We start from the raw sequence: 17,840 nt of genomic DNA on the forward strand, positions 1-17,840 counted from the left end.
GTCCATTAACAGGAGGTGACACCATGAAAAAATTAAGATTGATTGAAAGTATCGTGATTTTTGTCATGGTGCTCGCATTGCTCACCACTGGCATTTTCGCTTGGATCATCGCGAGATTCCAATCCGAACCCGTGGTGTTTACCAGTGGTGCCATCACGGTGGACGCGGCACTATATTCAGCCAATGACGCCAATTACGATGGTGTATTGGATGGTGGGTATACTGAAATTACCGCTGCTGGGATTGATTTTACGAACTTAATGCCTGGCCAAGTCTATACCTTTAGATTGATTATTGATAACACAGGTACAGCCGATGGTCATTTAGACCTCACGGTGAAAGACATATTACCAACCGATAATGCATTATTCAATTTATTGACCATTGATTTTGTGCATCCGACGACATCGGTCAATACAAGTCTTGACTTGAATTCAACCGATGTGATCCTCTTTAGCAATTATGTTTTACCTTTTGAAGGGTCCTTGACGTTTGATTTCACGATTCAAATTGAACCTACCATCAACAACACCCTACATAGCGAGTCGATTACCATTGGGTATTTTGAAGTCCGCTTGGATCAAATCCCATAAACTTAAAGGAGGTTAACATGAAGACAAAAAATTTAACTAAAATGATCATCACGTTCGTCTTGTTGGCCTCGTTAGCCGTGGTCTCGATTGCAGGATGGCTAACAAACACAAATACGTCTAATCCGGTGGTTACTGTCGGTGAAGTCAGTGTTCAAATTGAAGCGTATTTTGAATATTACGATGAATTTGACGTTTTACAAACAAAAACCACCGATATTGAATATGAATATACCGTGGATGGTCAAGGCACATTTACCAAGTTTGGCATTTATCGTGTCAATTTGTCGAATCCAGATGACCCACAATTCATCAAGAACTTAAGAGTTAACATCGATGTATTAAGCAATGTCGAATCTTATATGAGAATTGGGGTTTATGAACAATTGACCCTCTCCTATATTTCTGGTGGTAAGAGTTATGAGGTTGCGATTACACAACCGACCAAAATGCCATTCAATTATATGGATACCAACGATATGGTTAACCCATATTTCTATGATAATCGCGATAACGATGGCTTTTTCTATTACACCAACACAGTCAAGAGAAATCCAGATACGACCCCTCAAGAAATCACATTCGTAGCGGATTTTGGTAGTACACCATTCAACCTTTATGATGCAAGCTACAGTTTACAGTTGGGATTCATCATTGAAGCAGTTCAATCCATAGAAGGACCAGTCATCAACTGGGGCTTGCCAAATAGACCTTGGGACGACGGAGCGTGGTAATATGATTAAAAATATCAGTAAAAAAATCATCATCACTGCCATCATGTCTGTGTTTATCCTCGCAGTCTTTTTTGAGATTGCGAAAAGAGTCCCTATAACACCAGGCACAGATGGTCAAGTACAAACATCCGTATTCAATAACGGATTTTTCGATACGAACTTGAGTAAGGCCAACAAAGCAGAACCGATGGTGACCTTTAGTGAAGTCCAAACCATCATCGTTACACATATGAATCAAACCTTCGCAACACCAGATGCTAGAGATACCTCGATGCAAGCGGCACTCGCAACCTTAATTGGCACCAAACGCATCGCGATTGAAACCGCCGATGATTTATATAATTTCTCAACCTCAGTATCTTATAACTGGGTCAATACAGCGAATTATGCCAACTATTTCTACTATAAAACTGTCAGTTATTTACTTGATCAAGATTATGCATTGGTTTCTGATATTGACTATAGTGACATGCGTGCGAAAACATTCAATCCCATCGGTATCGATTTAGATTTACCAATCGACTACGATCCAAATACACCGGGCGACCAAGACCCGATTTTCCCGTTTACTGGCAGTTTTGATGGTCAAGGATTTAGAATTTCAAACTTATATGTTTCTGGGTATAGCTACATCACAGTGGATTATTCATTCGATGGCACTGAACAAAATAGCCAGATTTTTTCATTGATACAAAGTTATTCGATGTTCGCTTTAATTGGCGAAACGGGTGTGGTTAAAAACCTTACCGTTAGAAATCCTAACTATGAATTATTGGATGCGCCAGAAGGGTTAACCAAAGCAGCCATGTTTGTAGGTACCAATCACGGTACCATTTATAACGTTTCAGTCATCGATACCAAAACCAACGCACTTGGGGAATCGATTGCTGGGATCCGTTTTAATGTTCTTTTCGTTCAATCCGGTACAACATTTACAGCGGCAGGATTTGCACATACGAACTCAACCACAGGGAAGATTTATAATTCCTTCTTTGTGAGTGATAAAGTCATGTCGGACGGTTCACGTTCTAGATTCAATATTAGACCATTTGTCTATAACAATAGTGGCACCATCAGTGGTGTCGCTTATGACCAATTGGTTATCCCAAATGTGGATTCAACCACACTCCCACAAAGCTTTCCAAATTACACCCAAGCACAATTTAGAAGTGGTACGGCTTCAGGCAGTCCGATTTCAATCAACAATACCAACTTACAAAGCTTATTTGGTGAAACCAGACAATGGAATTTCTATGTCCAAGATGGCTTCCCAATCATGTTTAAACTCAATTACGTTTCTGGCGCATTTGAACTTGCTAATGAAATGGATTTAATCGCTTTTAATAAGCTTATAAACTACAATACCCCTTATAATGGGGTTACTTATGATTCACATAACTATCGACTTGTCGATGATATTGATATGAAAAATATCAAAGGCTATGTCACACCAACCAAAGAGTTTAAAGGCACATTTAGTGGCGGTACCAGTGAGTTTTCAAGCTCAAGTACAAATACCAATAAATACATCTATAATATGACCATCAATAAACCAGTGGTCATCGGTAATAACTATTACATGGGTTTATTGAGCGCATCCTCTGGTACGGTTAAGAACATCAACCTATTAAATAACCAAATGATCCTAACTTCTACGGGAGACAATTACGGTAAATCCTTCTATGTCGGTTCAATTGCCGGTTTATCTACAGGTACCATTCGCAATGTTGTGAGTGATACAGACATTGATTTGGGTGAAGATGCCATCGGTAGAAGTTACGTCGGTGGGATTGCTGGTATGGCCTATGGATCTGTTACATACGTGGCAAATCTAGGTGCAATCAATGGCAATGCCCATGATTTCAATAATTTAACCATCAATGGTTTATTCTCAATTGGTGGAATTGTTGGATCCACGAACTCAACCACGTTGGTATTGACCAACAGCATAAACACAGGGGAAATCCGCGGAGTCGGTCTAGCTAGCGGTAGCCAATTTAATGTTGCAGCCGGCAGTTCAATCCAAAATCGCGTCGGAGGTATCATTGGTGAAGTTAATAACATTTCAGGTACCAACCATTCATTCTACTATGTAACCAATGAAGGTAAAGTTGCAGCCAATGACTTTACTGGAAAATCAGGTGGTACGGTACAAAACTTTATTGGTGGTATTTTTGGTGAAGTCCAAGGGTTGGCTTTCCAAATCACCAACGCTACAAATCCAATTACCTTTAGAAATGGCCGTTGGCAAAATACAGGCATCATTGAAGCCAACCACATCAATACATTCACAACCACCAATAGTGCAGGGATTGGGGTTGTTTCAACGACCACAACCAAAGCAGAATTTACTTATATGACCAACAGTGGTGGGTTTAATTTCCCTAATTTGAACTATCAAAACCACAATACATATATATTTTATTCCGCAACCATATTGGATAATTCCACAGGTGGTGTGAAACTATCGAGAGCCTATAATACAGCGGATTTCACATTCGGACCAAGTTATTTTAACAATACATCCGGTATATCGGTATCCACCATTCGAATTGCACCATTCTTTGTTTCTAAAAATAGTGTAGACAAAGATCTATTATTCGTTGAAAATCAAGGTGAAATCCTCGTCGGTAGCATTTCAGCAACCACATCCAATGTGGCTGTTGAACTCGAAGTAGCTGGTATTACCTTGTCTAATAACGTTTATTACAACAACGTCATTAATAGCGGTGATATTCGTTTATTGAGACTAAACCAATCCAGTGAAGTATGGGTATCTGGTATTTCTAAACGCGTATCCTATAATACAACTTTAAATGATGAGTACACGATGAAAAACTCTATCAATAAAGGTACCATTATCACAGCATTGATAACAGGTAACACGACCGTTACAGGTAGCAGTGCTAGCGGTGTTTACAGCAGCACCATGACCAGTAGAAATGTCTATGTTGGAGGATTGGTCAATGTCAACTCTGGGGAAATGACCAACGTCTTTAACTCGGGTACATTGTCATCTACCGATATTAACAGCACAGGATTACAACACATCACAGGGACAGCCAATTTATTTGCTGGTGGTGTCGCAACATTTAACTATAACTTAATTCAAGACGCAGCCAATACAGGTGTTTTGAACTTCACCAATACAACATCAACAGCAACTGCAGTTGCGTTGGTTGCCGGAACCACCGACTTGTTCGGGGGGATGGTTTATGCCTATAATGCCGGCTTTGTCTTAGGTGGTGTCGTCGCCGCATTCGGTGATGACGCAGCGAATATTCTTTCCGGTCATGGCCAAAATACAGGCATGATTGCGAAACTCATTGACTCCGCTAACAATGGTGATGTATATGGTAAAGCACCTGAATATGTTCGTTCTGGTGGTGTTTTAGGTATTGGTTTAGGAACAGAAGTCACAGCAGGCTCAGATAACGCAACCAGTACCAATGGTGTCATCCGCAAATTCGCAACGAATACCACAGGTCCTGATGACCCGGTTGCAAATTCCATCCTATCGAATGGATTAAACTTCGGTGATATTTACGCCTTTACTGGTGTTAGAGCAGCCTATACAACCACCAATGAACGTTTAGGTATCTATGGTTCCGCTGGTGGGGTTATCGCGTATGGTCTATGTAAGATGACGCGTATGTTAAACCACGGGAAGATTGCATCAAATGATGTCGCCGGTGGCATCATTGGGGCAACCTACATTTTCGGTAAAGCCGATGGTAATGGTGCGATGCCAGTTACTTATGTCGATATCGATACAGCCGTTCACTATGGTCAAGTCGAAGCCTTCATTCAAACACAATATGCAAACGCAACATTTGAAACCAGAGACTCATCCACTTTATATTACACAGGTTCTGCAAGAACTTCATTCTTATTTGGAACATACTCATCCATTACCATAGGTGCAAAACCTGGTTATGGCGGTATTTTCGGCCGTTTCCAACGTGGTGCTTATGGGGTCATGACCTCCAGTACTTTCAAAAACATTTTAAATATGGACGCCAATATCGATATGGTTGGACGTGCCGACCAAACATCGGTTGGTAGTTTCTTCTTTTATCGATTTGGTCAAGATGGTGTTGAAGATACATTCTATTCAGCAAGAACTGGGGATACTTCTACGGCCGTGATTGTTGGTTTTAATGAAGTCGTAAGAACGTATAATTATTTAACCAACATTACTGCGACCTTCTATTTCAGACGTGAATTGATTCTACCTCAAAATGAATATATTTATTTGGTCGTAAGAATTGCGGGTAGTGGTAGAGGTAACTATACCACAGACACAGCACGTGTAATTGGTGAATACTTACCATTATCCAATAATTCATATACAGATTTTCAATACAATCACTTGTTTACCAATAAGGTGACAGGTGCAACAACCAACATTACAACAACAACCAGTTTTCCAACCATCATGACCTCAACCAGTAATACCTTAAGAGAGAACTATCAAGATTTTGGTTTTACAGAACAAGACATGATTAATCTTTTTGCTGGAACGACATCCACAAATATCACACGCTCTATTGTTAGAAATACACCATTCTCCATTACGGTACGTACTGGGGGTGCACAAAGTGCATATAACTTCCCTAAAGTTCAAGATCTAACTGTGGGGGATTCGGGGTATGATCCGTCGAAATTATACATTTTTGACCCTTCATTCCCACTCATGAATCCATCTCAATCGGACTTCATTTACAGAGTAACCAAAGAAGTCCTCGCAGATCGATTTAGATTGGCTGCAGATCCATTGTTTAAAAATGGTATGTATGTTCTCGCATCTTCTAAAGGACGAGAAGCTGGTGCTGTTCTACCTGCTAACCTATCCATCAATAATTTCTATGGTTTAAAAGAACCAGATACACCAGTGTACTATAATTTAGATAGCATTTCTGCCAGTAATCTGAATGTACCTTCTGTACAAGACTTACCATCAGACCCACTCTACCTATCTTATAGTTCCATGTTCCAAGTGCGTAAGAGCGATAAGTCCTTGGTTCTACCAAAACAAGATGAACCAACCATTGGGGATTTGGTTTTATATGACCCAAATGGTATTAGTCCAACCCTTGAAGGCGGCACCATCGATAATACAGCGAAGACGATCACATTCAATGTTTCGCAATCCGCTTTCCCAAGCAGTACTGTCACCTATGAAGCCCTTGAAGCAACCCTATCGGAAAACGCGGTTATCGCGGTATCTGGCATTACATCTGTGACCCATGCGGGTTTTAAAACGGCTTATAATGCCAGAACTTCAAACATTCTAGATGGGGCTTACAAGTTCAGTTATACAGGTACGTTTGACGCATTCAATAAAGTACAATTCACGATGACTGTGTACTCTGAAGTCGCTGCCGATGACCCAAATCTCGTCACGATTTATAAGACGGATTATACGGTAACCATCAATCGAATTGCACAAAACTTAAATGTTACATTAAATCAAATCCTGATGAATTCGACGAATGTCACACCGTTACCTTCGTTGGTTGGTTCTACCTATACGGTTTCACCATCCTTCCCATTGTCACCGAGTGGTACGATTACCGTTCGATTCATTGATAACAACACCCAATTACCATTAGGTCACAATTTGACCATTCACCGTTTGACTAAAGATGGCGATACGGTAGATTCAGCGTATTACACACTCAATTTGACCCCGAAGGCTTCCAATAATATCTTTGGGTTCGAAATGACTTTAAGCGATGAATTGGAAAGTGGCGTCTATCGAATCGTGTTCAGTTATTACAATAGCTCAACACAGTTCAATTTGGATTTCACCAAACAAGCGTCATCCAACCGTTTGATTACGAGTGTCTCCTATAGCACATATAGTGCCGATGCATTAGGCGGACTCACATTCACACCAACAGGGACAAACTTCACCACATTCCTTGAATTTGGTGAAATACTTGAAGGTGTGTTGTTGAATTCGAACCGTACCATGACAGTAACGCCGGTCACCAATGGCTCTAGTTTGAACTATATCAATACCTTAGAATCCGTTGAGTTATCACTCGATGGCAATACGTTGATGATTCTAACCATTTCACCTTTCGCATCCATCACGAACGCGACTGTAAGATACGAGTATGGTGGCGATGGCCGAAAGAGTTATATTTTCAATTACACCATCTTGAATGAGTTGAGTCAGTCCACGGTGATTACACATACCGTCACTGAAAGAGAATTGGCCGACTTCATCGTTTACAAAAATGGTAACCAACAATTCGCTTATCCAGTCGAAGTGACGAGAGAAGCATTATCGACCAATATTCAAATTGACTTTAGGTTGTTAGATGTTCAGTTATATCACGATATCACCACCGTTATTACCGATTTGAATGGTGTGTTCGTACCTACGACAGATGAAATTGAATTCTTCATTGACGATGCTTACGCGATGGATATCACATTTGAACTCGAAGTAGGTGAAAAGACTTACGCATTTACATTGAGTCGTGAAGGTGGTGTCACTTATGATTTAGGCAGTGTCGTGATTCGAAAGAATTTAGGTGTCAGTGCTTACCTCAACGATATCCGCTTCCAAATCAACAGTGAAATTACCTTGAAATACCCTGAAATATACCAAATCAATTCGGATGGCAGTACAGTTACACCAGCCGTTTATGATCCGCGTGTCTTCTTTGACGGCATCGATTACGATGACGCGGACACCAATGGCGTTCAGTACTTTAGAATCAATGGTGAAGTTTCCGATATCGACTTATCCAGTTATTATCCAGACTTTACATTGCCGATTGGCGCGGTAATTCAACGTCAAGTTGGTCCAAACAGTTGGTCAAATGACTTAGCAGGTAACTTTACAAGTGAAATTGAAGATGTTAATACCGTGGTTAGATATCGTATATTATCAGAACAAACCAACGCGAACAACCCAGGTGTATTGACCGATATTGTCGATTCTACCATCGTTTATTACGATTTAACCGTCATCGATATCTTGTATAATCTAACCATTCGTTTCACATTGTTCTACCGCTTTGAAAATGGCACCATCGTACCGGCAGGGGACCCAACCTCACCAATCAACAGCAGTGTCATCTTAATCATCGTTAAAAACTATGAAACCGATGAATCCTTTACCCCATCCATCACGATTGACCCAGTCACTGGCAGAATCATTTATCCGTATGAGGGTGAAATCTTTGGATATACGGCAGGGGTCAGAAATCAATCCACCCTATTTTATTATCCATTACCAGCCAACATCACCGATTACTTGTATACCTTTGGTAAGAATAAGACCGGTGTCTATAACTTCTCGATTGTGAGCCCTAAATATACTGGGGTTACGACTGGAAACTTGGTCAATGGCTTACGTTATGATTACAATATATACTTGCGTACGGGTGTGACCGGCACAGGTACTTACCCTTGGAATGATGACGATTATAAATTACCTGAATTCGATACCAATGGTGAAATCATTGGTAAATATTACTATGTATTAGGTACCAACCGACAAATCATCCGCGAATTCGCGATTGTCATTGAAGAATCCACATTGGGTAGCCAATGGGGCTTGTACGATGACTACACCAGTTGGGACAATTAAAGTGTTTAAAGGCATACTTTGAAAAAAGTGTGTCTTTTTTTTGAATACCGCTTGACACGATATACTATGTAATGTATAGTATTGTGTGAGGGGAGGTATTAATGATGGATCCGCAATTGAAAAAAGGCTTTCTTGAGATACTCGTTTTAGCATCCTTAAAGGAAGAACCATCTTATGGGTATAAAATCATCCAGGATGTGTCTTCAATCATCGATATCTCTGAATCGACATTATACCCCATATTGAAACGACTTGAACAACAAGCATTCGTGAAGACTTATACAGAACAACACCAATCTCGATTGAGAAAGTATTACATGATTACCACTTTAGGTAAGCATGAGATTGAAAAAGCACGGGCAGATTTTAGTGAGATATCCAAAATTTACCGCTATATTTTGAGGTGACCTATGACAAAACTTGAATTTTTACAACAATTAAAAACGGGTTTATCTGCTTATAGCGATCAAGCAGAAATTCTCAACTATTATGAGGAATTGATCGATGACGCGGTTTCAAATGGCGAGGTTGAATCCGAATTCATTCATAAACTCGGCAGTATCGAACAAATCATCCGTACATTGAAAAAAGACGCAAATTTCAAACTGAAGGTGAAAAACCGTGAGAACTATATGCTGCGTGAAGTGATTTCACAAGCATCTAAAGGTATCGCATTATTCTTTACCATCATTGGTGTCATCGTCTTAGGTAGCATCAGCATTTCATTCATTTCGAGTGGTGGCGTATCCTTCATCACTTACCTCGTATTTTTACTAACGAAGGATGTATCTAGAGTTGAAGTACTCATCTATTATGTGAGTTCGATGGTTCTGGGTATTGGATTGGTGATGGTGGGTGTAGTCATCATTACCACACTCATTAAAAAAACAAAAATTTGGCTAGACAAAGCCATTGTTAAAATTGATCATATCATCAAAAGGAGACAAAAATGAAAACCTTATTAAAAGTTGGTATCATTTTCATCATCATCGGTGCGATATCCGTAACGGTATTCGGATTGATGGCACAACCCTATCTAGAAGAACAAATGGAATATACAGATCAAGCGTTTGATTATGAAGGTAGTCTATTCAGTCGAATTGATTTATCTTTTTACAACAACCCAGTGGTCATCAAACCAAGCACGGATGATCAAATCCATATTCGATTTAAAACAGATCAATACGAAGAAATCACTTTGACAGAAGACAATCAAATTCTATCGATTGTGGTGACGAGTGATTGGTGGGATCAGTTTAGAAACCCACTACATTGGTTTAACTTTGGGAATATCATGGTCAATCGAACCGTCACGGTCGAACTACCAAGCATTCTGTACCATTTAAGCGTAAGAACGTCTAATGGTGCGATTTCACTCGATGATTTATCGTTAGAAAGTGTGATTTTACGCACATCCAATGGTAGAGTGAGTATTGAAAATGTCAGTATTCCAACCGTAACCATGTCATCGTCTAATGGCAAACTTTATTTGAAGGATGTCGTATCCACAACAGTGGATTTAGACACCTCCAATGGTGAAATCGAACTCATCAATGTTGAAGCCTATTCAATTGACGCGGAAACATCCAATGGTCCGATCAATGCGAGTAGGATTGATGTAGAAGACTTTAGGGTCAGTACGTCAAATGGGGCGATTGAACTATCGATTCAAGGCATCTTTGAAGACTATAAAGTGAAAACAAAAACATCGAACGGTACCGTTAAAATCGATGGTAGTACTTATGGTAATGATACATATCATACAACCAAAGTACCGTATGTAGAAGCCATCACCTCTAACGGGAACATTCAAATCCACTTTGAAGACTAGCATCCGCTGGTCTTTATTTTTGGTATAATGGGTTTATGAGGTGATTCTATTGGATAAAATTGTCGTTAATACAGCGTTTGGACATGTGAAAATTGAAGCTGAGCATCAATCGATTCGAAGATTGGATTTAACCAATGAACCACTAGTATCATCGGATTGTCCGGTTTTAAACCGTGCAGCCAATCAAATCCGTCGTTATTTTGATGGTGAATCCATCAACTTTGATTTGCCATTAAATCCCATAGGTACGACATTTCAGTGCGCTGTGTGGCATGCGCTGACTGAGATTCCTTATGGCGAAACCAGGAGTTATCAAGACATTGCGAGAGCGATTGGGAATGTTAAAGCAGTTAGAGCTGTGGGTGGGGCTGTCAATAAGAACCCCATCATGATTGTGATTCCCTGTCATCGTGTGATTGGGAAAGATGGTTCTTTGGTTGGCTTTTATGGCGGATTAGAACTTAAACAACGCTTGTTGAACCTTGAAAAGGGGATTGCATCATGAGTGTATTTGAATACGATGTAGAAGCCCTAGAGTATTTGAAGAAGAAAGATAAAAAACTCGCTCAGATTATCGATCAAATCGGTCCAATCCAACGTGGCATCAACCCCGATTTGTTTGAATCTTTAGTCAGCTCAATTGTCGCTCAGCAAATATCTGGTAAAGCATTTGAAACGGTATATGCCAGACTCAAACAAAAAACCGATATCACACCCCAAGGCATATTAAATCTCACCACGGAAGACATTCAAACCTGTGGTATGAGCCTCAAAAAAGTGGGTTATATTCAAGGCGCAGCTGCGTATTTCAGCCAAACCGATATCGATGTTTTAAGACATATGACTGATGAGGCTTTAATCAATCACCTGATTGAACTCAAAGGCATAGGTAGGTGGACCGCAGAGATGTTGTTGATCTTTTCACTCAACCGGATGAACATTCTTTCAAAGAAAGACTTGGCCATTCGTCGAGGCATCAGCATGCTTTACCACCACCCTCAAATTACCGATGCGTTACTCGAAAAATACCACAAACGATATAGTCCATACGCCAGTGTCGCATCCCTATATTTATGGGAAATCTCGAGCGGACGCTATGGTCACGTCGATCATCAAAAATAATGCATAAAAATCACCTGAAAATGGTGATTTTTTCGTTAAATTCCGTAAAAACGGATGAAAATCCCTTGGCTAAAACATCGGTGAATTTGACTGAAAAACCGTTGTTTAGTTTCATTTTAAACAAGGTATTTTCATCTTTTTTACATCCAAAGGATTGATATAATAGTGACACAAAAGGGAGGTGAGCCTATGGAAGAGTATCGATTACACAAACAGATTTTATGCATCGACTTGAAAAGTTTTTACGCGTCGGTTGAGTGCAGTTTGAGGGGCCTTGATCCATTCAAGACACCATTGGTGGTCGCGGACAAATCCAGAGGTAAAGGCGCCATCACCTTAGCGGTCACCCCATTTTTGAAAAAGTTGGGCATCCCTAGCCGCTGTCGTATTTATGACATCCCTGAAAATTTGCGAGATAAAATCATTTTTGCGAGACCACAAATGAAAACCTATATGGAATATTCAATGAAAATTGTCGAGATTTATCTATCATTCATCTCTGAGGAAGATTTGTATGTGTATTCCGTCGATGAAGCTTTTTTAGATGTCACCACTTACTTGAATTTCTATCAAATGACGGATGTTGAACTCGCAAAGAAAATCGTGGATAAAATCCAAACGGAATTGCATTTGCCATCGAGTTGTGGGGTAGGACCTAACATGATTATGGCGAAAATGGCACTTGATATCGACTCTAAAAAAGCCAAAGATTCGATTGCGAAATGGACCTACGAAGACATTCCAACCAAACTATGGCCGGTCAAACCCATCTCTGAAATGTGGGGGATTGGACGCCGCATGGAACACCATTTAAACCTTTTAGGTTTAGAGACCATTGGAGACATCGCGAGGTACGATAAAAATCTACTTAAACGGAAATTTGGCGTTTTGGGTGAAGAATTGTGGTACCACACCCATGGTATTGACATGAGTATCCTTCAAGACAAAAATAAATTGCGTGCCCAAAACAAGAGTTATGGACACTCTCAAATTCTATTTAGAAATTATTACGCACCAGAAATCTATACCATCATCTTAGAAATGGCAGATGAAGTGACCAGACGACTGCGTATTGGCAGAAAGAAATGTCGTGTCATTCACTTTGGGGCTGGGTATTCGAAAGACAACCATGGTGGGTTACACAAACAAGTGACCCTTGAACGACCAACCTCAAGTTTCAAATTGATTTACGATACGTGTGTCGATATTTTCAATGAGCAATACGATGGTAGTCCTGTAAGATCGATTGGTATCTCACTGGGCGGTTTGACCGAATCAGAAACCCATCAGTTTAGTCTATTTGAAGACCTTGAACGCGATGAACATGAGTATCAGTTATTGGCATCCGTGGATGAAATCAAATACCGCTATGGCAAAAATGCAGTGAACCGAGGTTCATCACTCAATAAAGAATCGACAATTCGTGACCGAAATACGTTTGTTGGAGGTCATCATGAGTAAATATGTTGATCGGGGTATCATCAAATGGTCACCGTTTGATGGGTTGGCAGGGTTCAATGATATGTTCACAGAACTCAGAAATCGTTTGACACGCATGGATAAGCCGATTTTGTTGGATGACCGCTTGGAAGAACTGGATTTGGCCCTCCAAAACGCATCCGAAAACAACCAGCAAGTGCTCATCGAATATTACTACGATGGGCATGTGAGATACACGGAAGGCACCATACTTAAAATTGATCGCATTCATCACCGTATTTTGATGGATACGAAACAAACACTTGGGATTGAAGATATCTTAAATATCCATGAAATACAGGCTGAATGAGCCTGTATTTATTTTTTCAGGTTTACAATTTGAGCGAATAAGCGTATAATTACACTTAAATATTTAGAGGTAATTTATGAAAAAAATCGCTATGCTTGGACCTAAAAACACCTATTCAGAGGTGGCTGCGAAGGTCTATCAAAATCATACAAAAACAACCTATACATTCAGCTATCAAAAGCGTATTGCTGATGTGTTTGAAGCGATGAACACTGATACAATTGGAATCATCCCCATTGAAAATACACTAGAGGGCTATGTTCAACAGCATTTGGATTATTTGTTAGAGTATCCCACGTATACAATCACTCAAGAACTGAGACTCGATGTCGCTTTTACTTGTATTAGTCATGTACCACTAGCATCCATTGAAACGCTATATGTACAATACGCTACCAAAAATCAATGTCAAAAATTTATTGCAAAACTCGATGGCGTGAATCTCGTCGTGACAGATAGTAACTCGCAGTCATATGAGGCATATTTAAAAGATTATAGTAGTGCAGTAATCATTCCAAACCATATCTATGAAGAAGGAATGGCACCATATGACTATGTAAATATCACCGATGAGTCTCATAACCAGACACGGTTTTGGATCATTGAATCTAAAGAACGATTAGACGCAACGTATGAAGATTACAAAATGGCTATGGTCTTCACGCCAAGGGTGGACAGACCAGGGCTATTGTTATCCATCGTTGAAGCGTTCGCAAAAGCCGAAATCAACCTCATTTCAATCATGTCTAGACCAACCAAAAAAGCGATGGGGACGTATCATTTCTTCATTGAATTGGAATGTAAGTTGTCACAAGTCTCTCAAATTAAAACGATTTTAAAAACATTATCAACAGCGATGGATGTCAGGTTATTGGGGATATTCCCAGACTTGTCAGCTTAAACAGGATTGATGTTAGGATAGGTGATAAGATGATAACAGCGATTTTATTAGGGGCGGGTAACCGAGGTGAACACGCCTATGGACCGTACGCGTTGCAGCATCCAGATGAGATTCAATTTGTTGGTGTAGCAGATGCCAATGTGGTGCGTTTAAACTCTTTTTCTAAGAAGCACAACATTCCTCAAAATCGACAATATACAGATTACAAAGATATACTCAATGAACCAAAAATGGCCGATGTTTGCTTCATATGTCTTCAAGATCGCATGCATTATGAACCAGCACTCAAAGCCATTGAACTTGGGTATGATCTATTCTTAGAAAAACCGATGGCTGTTAGCGCAACTGAAGTCATTGAGATTTTTAATCATGCACAAAAATACAAGAAAAATGTCATGGTCGGTCATGTGTTAAGATATACCGACTTTTTCAACGCAATCAAACAAATCATTGTGTCTGGTGAAATTGGTGAAGTTGTCACGATACAACACAATGAAAATGTATCTTATTGGCACCAAGCACACAGTTATGTTCGTGGCAATTGGCGAAATGTTGAGACAGCGTCACCTATGATTCTAGCGAAATCATGTCACGATATGGATATCCTTTCTTGGTTGATTCAATCGAAACCTACCAAAGTCGCTTCATTTGGAAGTTTAAGTCATTTTAAAGCTTCAACCATGAACGACGTACCGAAACGTTGTATGGATGGCTGTCCACACCAGGAAACCTGTCCATATTTCGCACCCAAGGTCTATTTGAATGCACCGGATTGGATGAAATTGCCTGTTTCAGATGATATATCCGATTCAGCGATATTAGAAGCACTCAAAACGGGTCCTTATGGCCGTTGTGTGTACCGCTGTGATAACGATGTGGTCGATCACCAAGTGGTATCGATTGAATTTGAAAATCAAGCAACCGCTAGTTTTACGATGACCGCATTTACCCATGAAAATACCAGAACCATCAAAGTGATGGGGACCAAAGGGGAAATCCGTGGCCACATGGATAAAAATACCTTAGAGGTATATACGTTTGGCAACGAACGACCAAAACGCATCGATCTCAATCATAGTCAATATGGTCATGGCGGTGGAGACCAAGGCATTATGGCAGCGTTTGTTCAACTCATAAATCAAAAGAAATTTGATTTACCAAGCCTTGAAATTTCGACACAAGCCCATTTGTTGGCATTTATGGCTGAAACCGCTCGATTAGAAGGGCGTGTTGTAAAATTCGACGAATTTACGAAGGTCAAACCATGATTCTTTTTCAAACTGCCAACAAAAAGACACGCTTAAGCGCTATCGAATTATCGATTAGAACCTTCAAAGCCAATATGGGAGAACAGTTTACCCTGTTGTTTAGCCATCATAATCGTAAACACATGTTTTTAGCACTAGACGGCCAAAAAGTGGTTTCGATGGTCAATTATTATCCGTCGCGAATTACACTGAATGGCATTCAATTCAATGTCGCATCGATAGGGTCGGTTTGTACAGATACGGCGTATCGTGGACAAAACCTCGCTTCAAAATTATTGATAAATGCAGAACAAGCCATGATTCAATCATCCATCGATTTTACCATCATTTCGGGTTCTGGTGGGATTTATGAAAGATTTGGTGCACGTGATGTGGGATACAATCATGAGTATTTGATACCAATTGAACAATTTCCAAAAGATGAGAAGATGCATATTAGAGTTTATCAAGACAGCGATTTTGAAGATATCTACGCGTTTTATCAAAACGAAAGTCATCGATATCTACGAACCAAAGCAGAATTCAAACAATTATTAAAATCACAAACTGTCGCAGATACTTATTGTACCTACCCTGTAGTCGTGATAGAAAAAGAACGACGTATTGTCGGATATGTTATTTTAAATCACTATGAAGATGCGAAAGATTTGTGGGTTAAAGAATTTGCTGGAAATAGGAGGACTTTTTACAATGCCATACAGGCGTTGTTAACCTTTTTCAAAAAGACAGAAATCCATTTGGTGGTATCTGCCATCGATCCTTTAAATGAGTTATTTAGCACAAAACCTCATAAAATCATTACTCAAGAAGCCAGTATTAAAATCATCCATAGGACTGACTTCGTGTCAAAAATTAACCACTATTTTTCAAAACAAAAAGCAGACTATGAATTGTCTATTTCAGGTGCTTTTTATGTGTTGAAAGGTCAACAAAAAAGACATCAATTGAACGATGATGAATTGTTATTACTCATTTTTAGTGGTCAGAACAGTAGTGAAATATGGCATAAACAGGAGATTCAATCGATGGGTTTTCCACTCCCATTACCGTGGTCTCATAATTTAAACTATCAATAAAAACTATATACTATGTATATAAATTTCAAATATTTGAATAAAAAACATATAATAACATCTAAAACAAGATGTAAATACATATTTTTCTAATACTTTAGTTTTTAAAAAAAGGGCTGTCAACGACAGCTCTTTATTGTTATATACCTCGACCACCACTGCCACCACCACCGCCACGGATTTTGATGACTGTGAATCCACCACCGAATCCCAATAAAACGACGATGAGTGCGATACCCCAACCTGACCCTATGTTCAAGCCATTGATGGAAAGAATACTGAGTATCAAACCTAAGATGTCGGTTGAACCAGTATCTTCATGGACATAAGGTGCATCCATCATATCATCATAAAATTCATCCATATCATAAGGTAGTGGTTCTTCACCATAAACTTTATCATACAGTAAATTGAGTAGCTCATATTGGAATTGCATCAATTTCATATCGATGATGCCATAATGAATATCTGCGTAAAAATAATTCTCACGCATCATATTCATTTCAGTCGGGGTCAAATATTCTTCTAAACCATAACCAGGTTCCATTTGAACTTCAAGGATATCTTGATAAGTGATCCCGTCATCAACGTACTCATTGACGAATATCAGCACCAAAAGGCCCATGTCGGTGTCTTTATTACCAGGTGCCCACTGTTCAAATATTTCTACACGGTCATAATCTGCAATCTCACTCACATCCTGTACTAAGAAAGTTGCGTACACAATTTGAATGTCACCATATTCTTCATATAGATAACGATTTTGGGCCGTAATCAGCCGTTCTGTGTATTGCATGAGTGATTCTGCGTAATCATTGACATAGTAACGAAACGTTGGATCTGGGTATTTGTTTTGCTTACAGGAAACAAGCAGAAGACTGAAAGCGGAAATGAATAGCCATTTCCAAAGGCGTTTCATC

14 protein-coding genes are annotated in these 17,840 nt (G+C 39.6%); 13 read left to right on the forward strand and 1 reads right to left on the reverse strand.

Annotated features, from left to right (window positions below):
* Nucleotides 1-23 precede the first annotated feature (23 nt).
* The 13 genes from N7548_RS03965 (at nucleotide 24) to N7548_RS04025 (ending at nucleotide 16,923) form a co-directional block, all read left to right on the forward strand.
* Nucleotides 24-593 (forward strand): hypothetical protein, encoded by a 570-nt coding sequence (locus N7548_RS03965; protein ID WP_263608132.1) that lies wholly within the window; start codon nucleotides 24-26, stop codon nucleotides 591-593.
* Between the two features lie 17 nt (nucleotides 594-610).
* Nucleotides 611-1,324, forward strand: coding sequence for a hypothetical protein (locus tag N7548_RS03970; RefSeq protein ID WP_263608133.1), 714 nt, complete (start codon nucleotides 611-613; stop codon nucleotides 1,322-1,324).
* A 1-nt stretch (nucleotide 1,325) separates the two neighbouring features.
* Nucleotides 1,326-8,936 (forward strand): beta strand repeat-containing protein, encoded by a 7,611-nt coding sequence (locus N7548_RS03975; RefSeq protein WP_263608134.1) that lies wholly within the window; start codon nucleotides 1,326-1,328, stop codon nucleotides 8,934-8,936.
* Between the two features lie 104 nt (nucleotides 8,937-9,040).
* On the forward strand, nucleotides 9,041-9,343 hold the full coding sequence (locus tag N7548_RS03980) for a PadR family transcriptional regulator (RefSeq protein ID WP_263608136.1): 303 nt from the start codon (nucleotides 9,041-9,043) through the stop codon (nucleotides 9,341-9,343).
* 3 nt (nucleotides 9,344-9,346) lie between these two features.
* On the forward strand, nucleotides 9,347-9,889 hold the full coding sequence (locus tag N7548_RS03985; RefSeq protein WP_263608137.1) for a DUF1700 domain-containing protein: 543 nt from the start codon (nucleotides 9,347-9,349) through the stop codon (nucleotides 9,887-9,889).
* A complete protein-coding gene (locus tag N7548_RS03990) occupies nucleotides 9,886-10,767 on the forward strand; it encodes a DUF4097 family beta strand repeat-containing protein (protein WP_263608138.1) in 882 nt (293 codons plus the stop codon). The genes N7548_RS03985 and N7548_RS03990 overlap by 4 nt, the downstream gene beginning before the upstream one ends.
* A 49-nt stretch (nucleotides 10,768-10,816) precedes the next feature.
* Nucleotides 10,817-11,272: a methylated-DNA--[protein]-cysteine S-methyltransferase gene (locus N7548_RS03995; RefSeq protein ID WP_263608139.1), complete on the forward strand. Its 456-nt coding sequence runs from the start codon at nucleotides 10,817-10,819 to the stop codon at nucleotides 11,270-11,272.
* Nucleotides 11,269-11,889, forward strand: coding sequence for a DNA-3-methyladenine glycosylase family protein (locus tag N7548_RS04000; RefSeq protein WP_263608141.1), 621 nt, complete (start codon nucleotides 11,269-11,271; stop codon nucleotides 11,887-11,889). Before N7548_RS03995 ends, N7548_RS04000 begins: the two co-directional genes overlap by 4 nt.
* 189 nt (nucleotides 11,890-12,078) lie before the next feature.
* On the forward strand, nucleotides 12,079-13,350 hold the full coding sequence (locus N7548_RS04005; protein ID WP_263608142.1) for a Y-family DNA polymerase: 1,272 nt from the start codon (nucleotides 12,079-12,081) through the stop codon (nucleotides 13,348-13,350).
* Nucleotides 13,343-13,678 (forward strand): YolD-like family protein, encoded by a 336-nt coding sequence (locus N7548_RS04010; protein ID WP_263608143.1) that lies wholly within the window; start codon nucleotides 13,343-13,345, stop codon nucleotides 13,676-13,678. The genes N7548_RS04005 and N7548_RS04010 overlap by 8 nt, the downstream gene beginning before the upstream one ends.
* A gap of 76 nt (nucleotides 13,679-13,754) precedes the next feature.
* Entirely contained in the window at nucleotides 13,755-14,579 is an 825-nt protein-coding gene (locus N7548_RS04015) for a prephenate dehydratase (protein ID WP_263608144.1), read from the forward strand.
* 29 nt (nucleotides 14,580-14,608) lie between these two features.
* A complete protein-coding gene (locus N7548_RS04020; RefSeq protein WP_263608145.1) occupies nucleotides 14,609-15,847 on the forward strand; it encodes a Gfo/Idh/MocA family protein in 1,239 nt (412 codons plus the stop codon).
* On the forward strand, nucleotides 15,844-16,923 hold the full coding sequence (locus tag N7548_RS04025) for a GNAT family N-acetyltransferase (protein WP_263608146.1): 1,080 nt from the start codon (nucleotides 15,844-15,846) through the stop codon (nucleotides 16,921-16,923). The genes N7548_RS04020 and N7548_RS04025 overlap by 4 nt, the downstream gene beginning before the upstream one ends.
* Before the next feature lie 136 nt (nucleotides 16,924-17,059).
* On the opposite strand, the gene N7548_RS04030 is transcribed toward N7548_RS04025, so the two are convergent.
* On the reverse strand, nucleotides 17,060-17,839 hold the full coding sequence (locus N7548_RS04030) for a TPM domain-containing protein (protein WP_263608147.1): 780 nt from the start codon (nucleotides 17,837-17,839) through the stop codon (nucleotides 17,060-17,062).
* Nucleotide 17,840: the final 1 nt, after the last annotated feature.

It is taken from the genome of Paracholeplasma manati, assembly GCF_025742995.1.
GTDB lineage: Bacteria > Bacillota_I > Bacilli_A > Acholeplasmatales > UBA5453 > Paracholeplasma > Paracholeplasma manati.

Coding starts and splice junctions, on each gene's coding strand:
- N7548_RS03965 (WP_263608132.1), top strand. CDS start 24: ATGAAAAAATTAAGATTGATTGAAAGTATCGTGATTTTTGTCATGGTG.
- N7548_RS03970 (WP_263608133.1), top strand. CDS start 611: ATGAAGACAAAAAATTTAACTAAAATGATCATCACGTTCGTCTTGTTG.
- N7548_RS03975 (WP_263608134.1), top strand. CDS start 1,326: ATGATTAAAAATATCAGTAAAAAAATCATCATCACTGCCATCATGTCT.
- N7548_RS03980 (WP_263608136.1), top strand. CDS start 9,041: ATGGATCCGCAATTGAAAAAAGGCTTTCTTGAGATACTCGTTTTAGCA.
- N7548_RS03985 (WP_263608137.1), top strand. CDS start 9,347: ATGACAAAACTTGAATTTTTACAACAATTAAAAACGGGTTTATCTGCT.
- N7548_RS03990 (WP_263608138.1), top strand. CDS start 9,886: ATGAAAACCTTATTAAAAGTTGGTATCATTTTCATCATCATCGGTGCG.
- N7548_RS04000 (WP_263608141.1), top strand. CDS start 11,269: ATGAGTGTATTTGAATACGATGTAGAAGCCCTAGAGTATTTGAAGAAG.
- N7548_RS04005 (WP_263608142.1), top strand. CDS start 12,079: ATGGAAGAGTATCGATTACACAAACAGATTTTATGCATCGACTTGAAA.
- N7548_RS04010 (WP_263608143.1), top strand. CDS start 13,343: ATGAGTAAATATGTTGATCGGGGTATCATCAAATGGTCACCGTTTGAT.
- N7548_RS04015 (WP_263608144.1), top strand. CDS start 13,755: ATGAAAAAAATCGCTATGCTTGGACCTAAAAACACCTATTCAGAGGTG.
- N7548_RS04020 (WP_263608145.1), top strand. CDS start 14,609: ATGATAACAGCGATTTTATTAGGGGCGGGTAACCGAGGTGAACACGCC.
- N7548_RS04025 (WP_263608146.1), top strand. CDS start 15,844: ATGATTCTTTTTCAAACTGCCAACAAAAAGACACGCTTAAGCGCTATC.
- N7548_RS04030 (WP_263608147.1), bottom strand. CDS start 17,839: ATGAAACGCCTTTGGAAATGGCTATTCATTTCCGCTTTCAGTCTTCTG.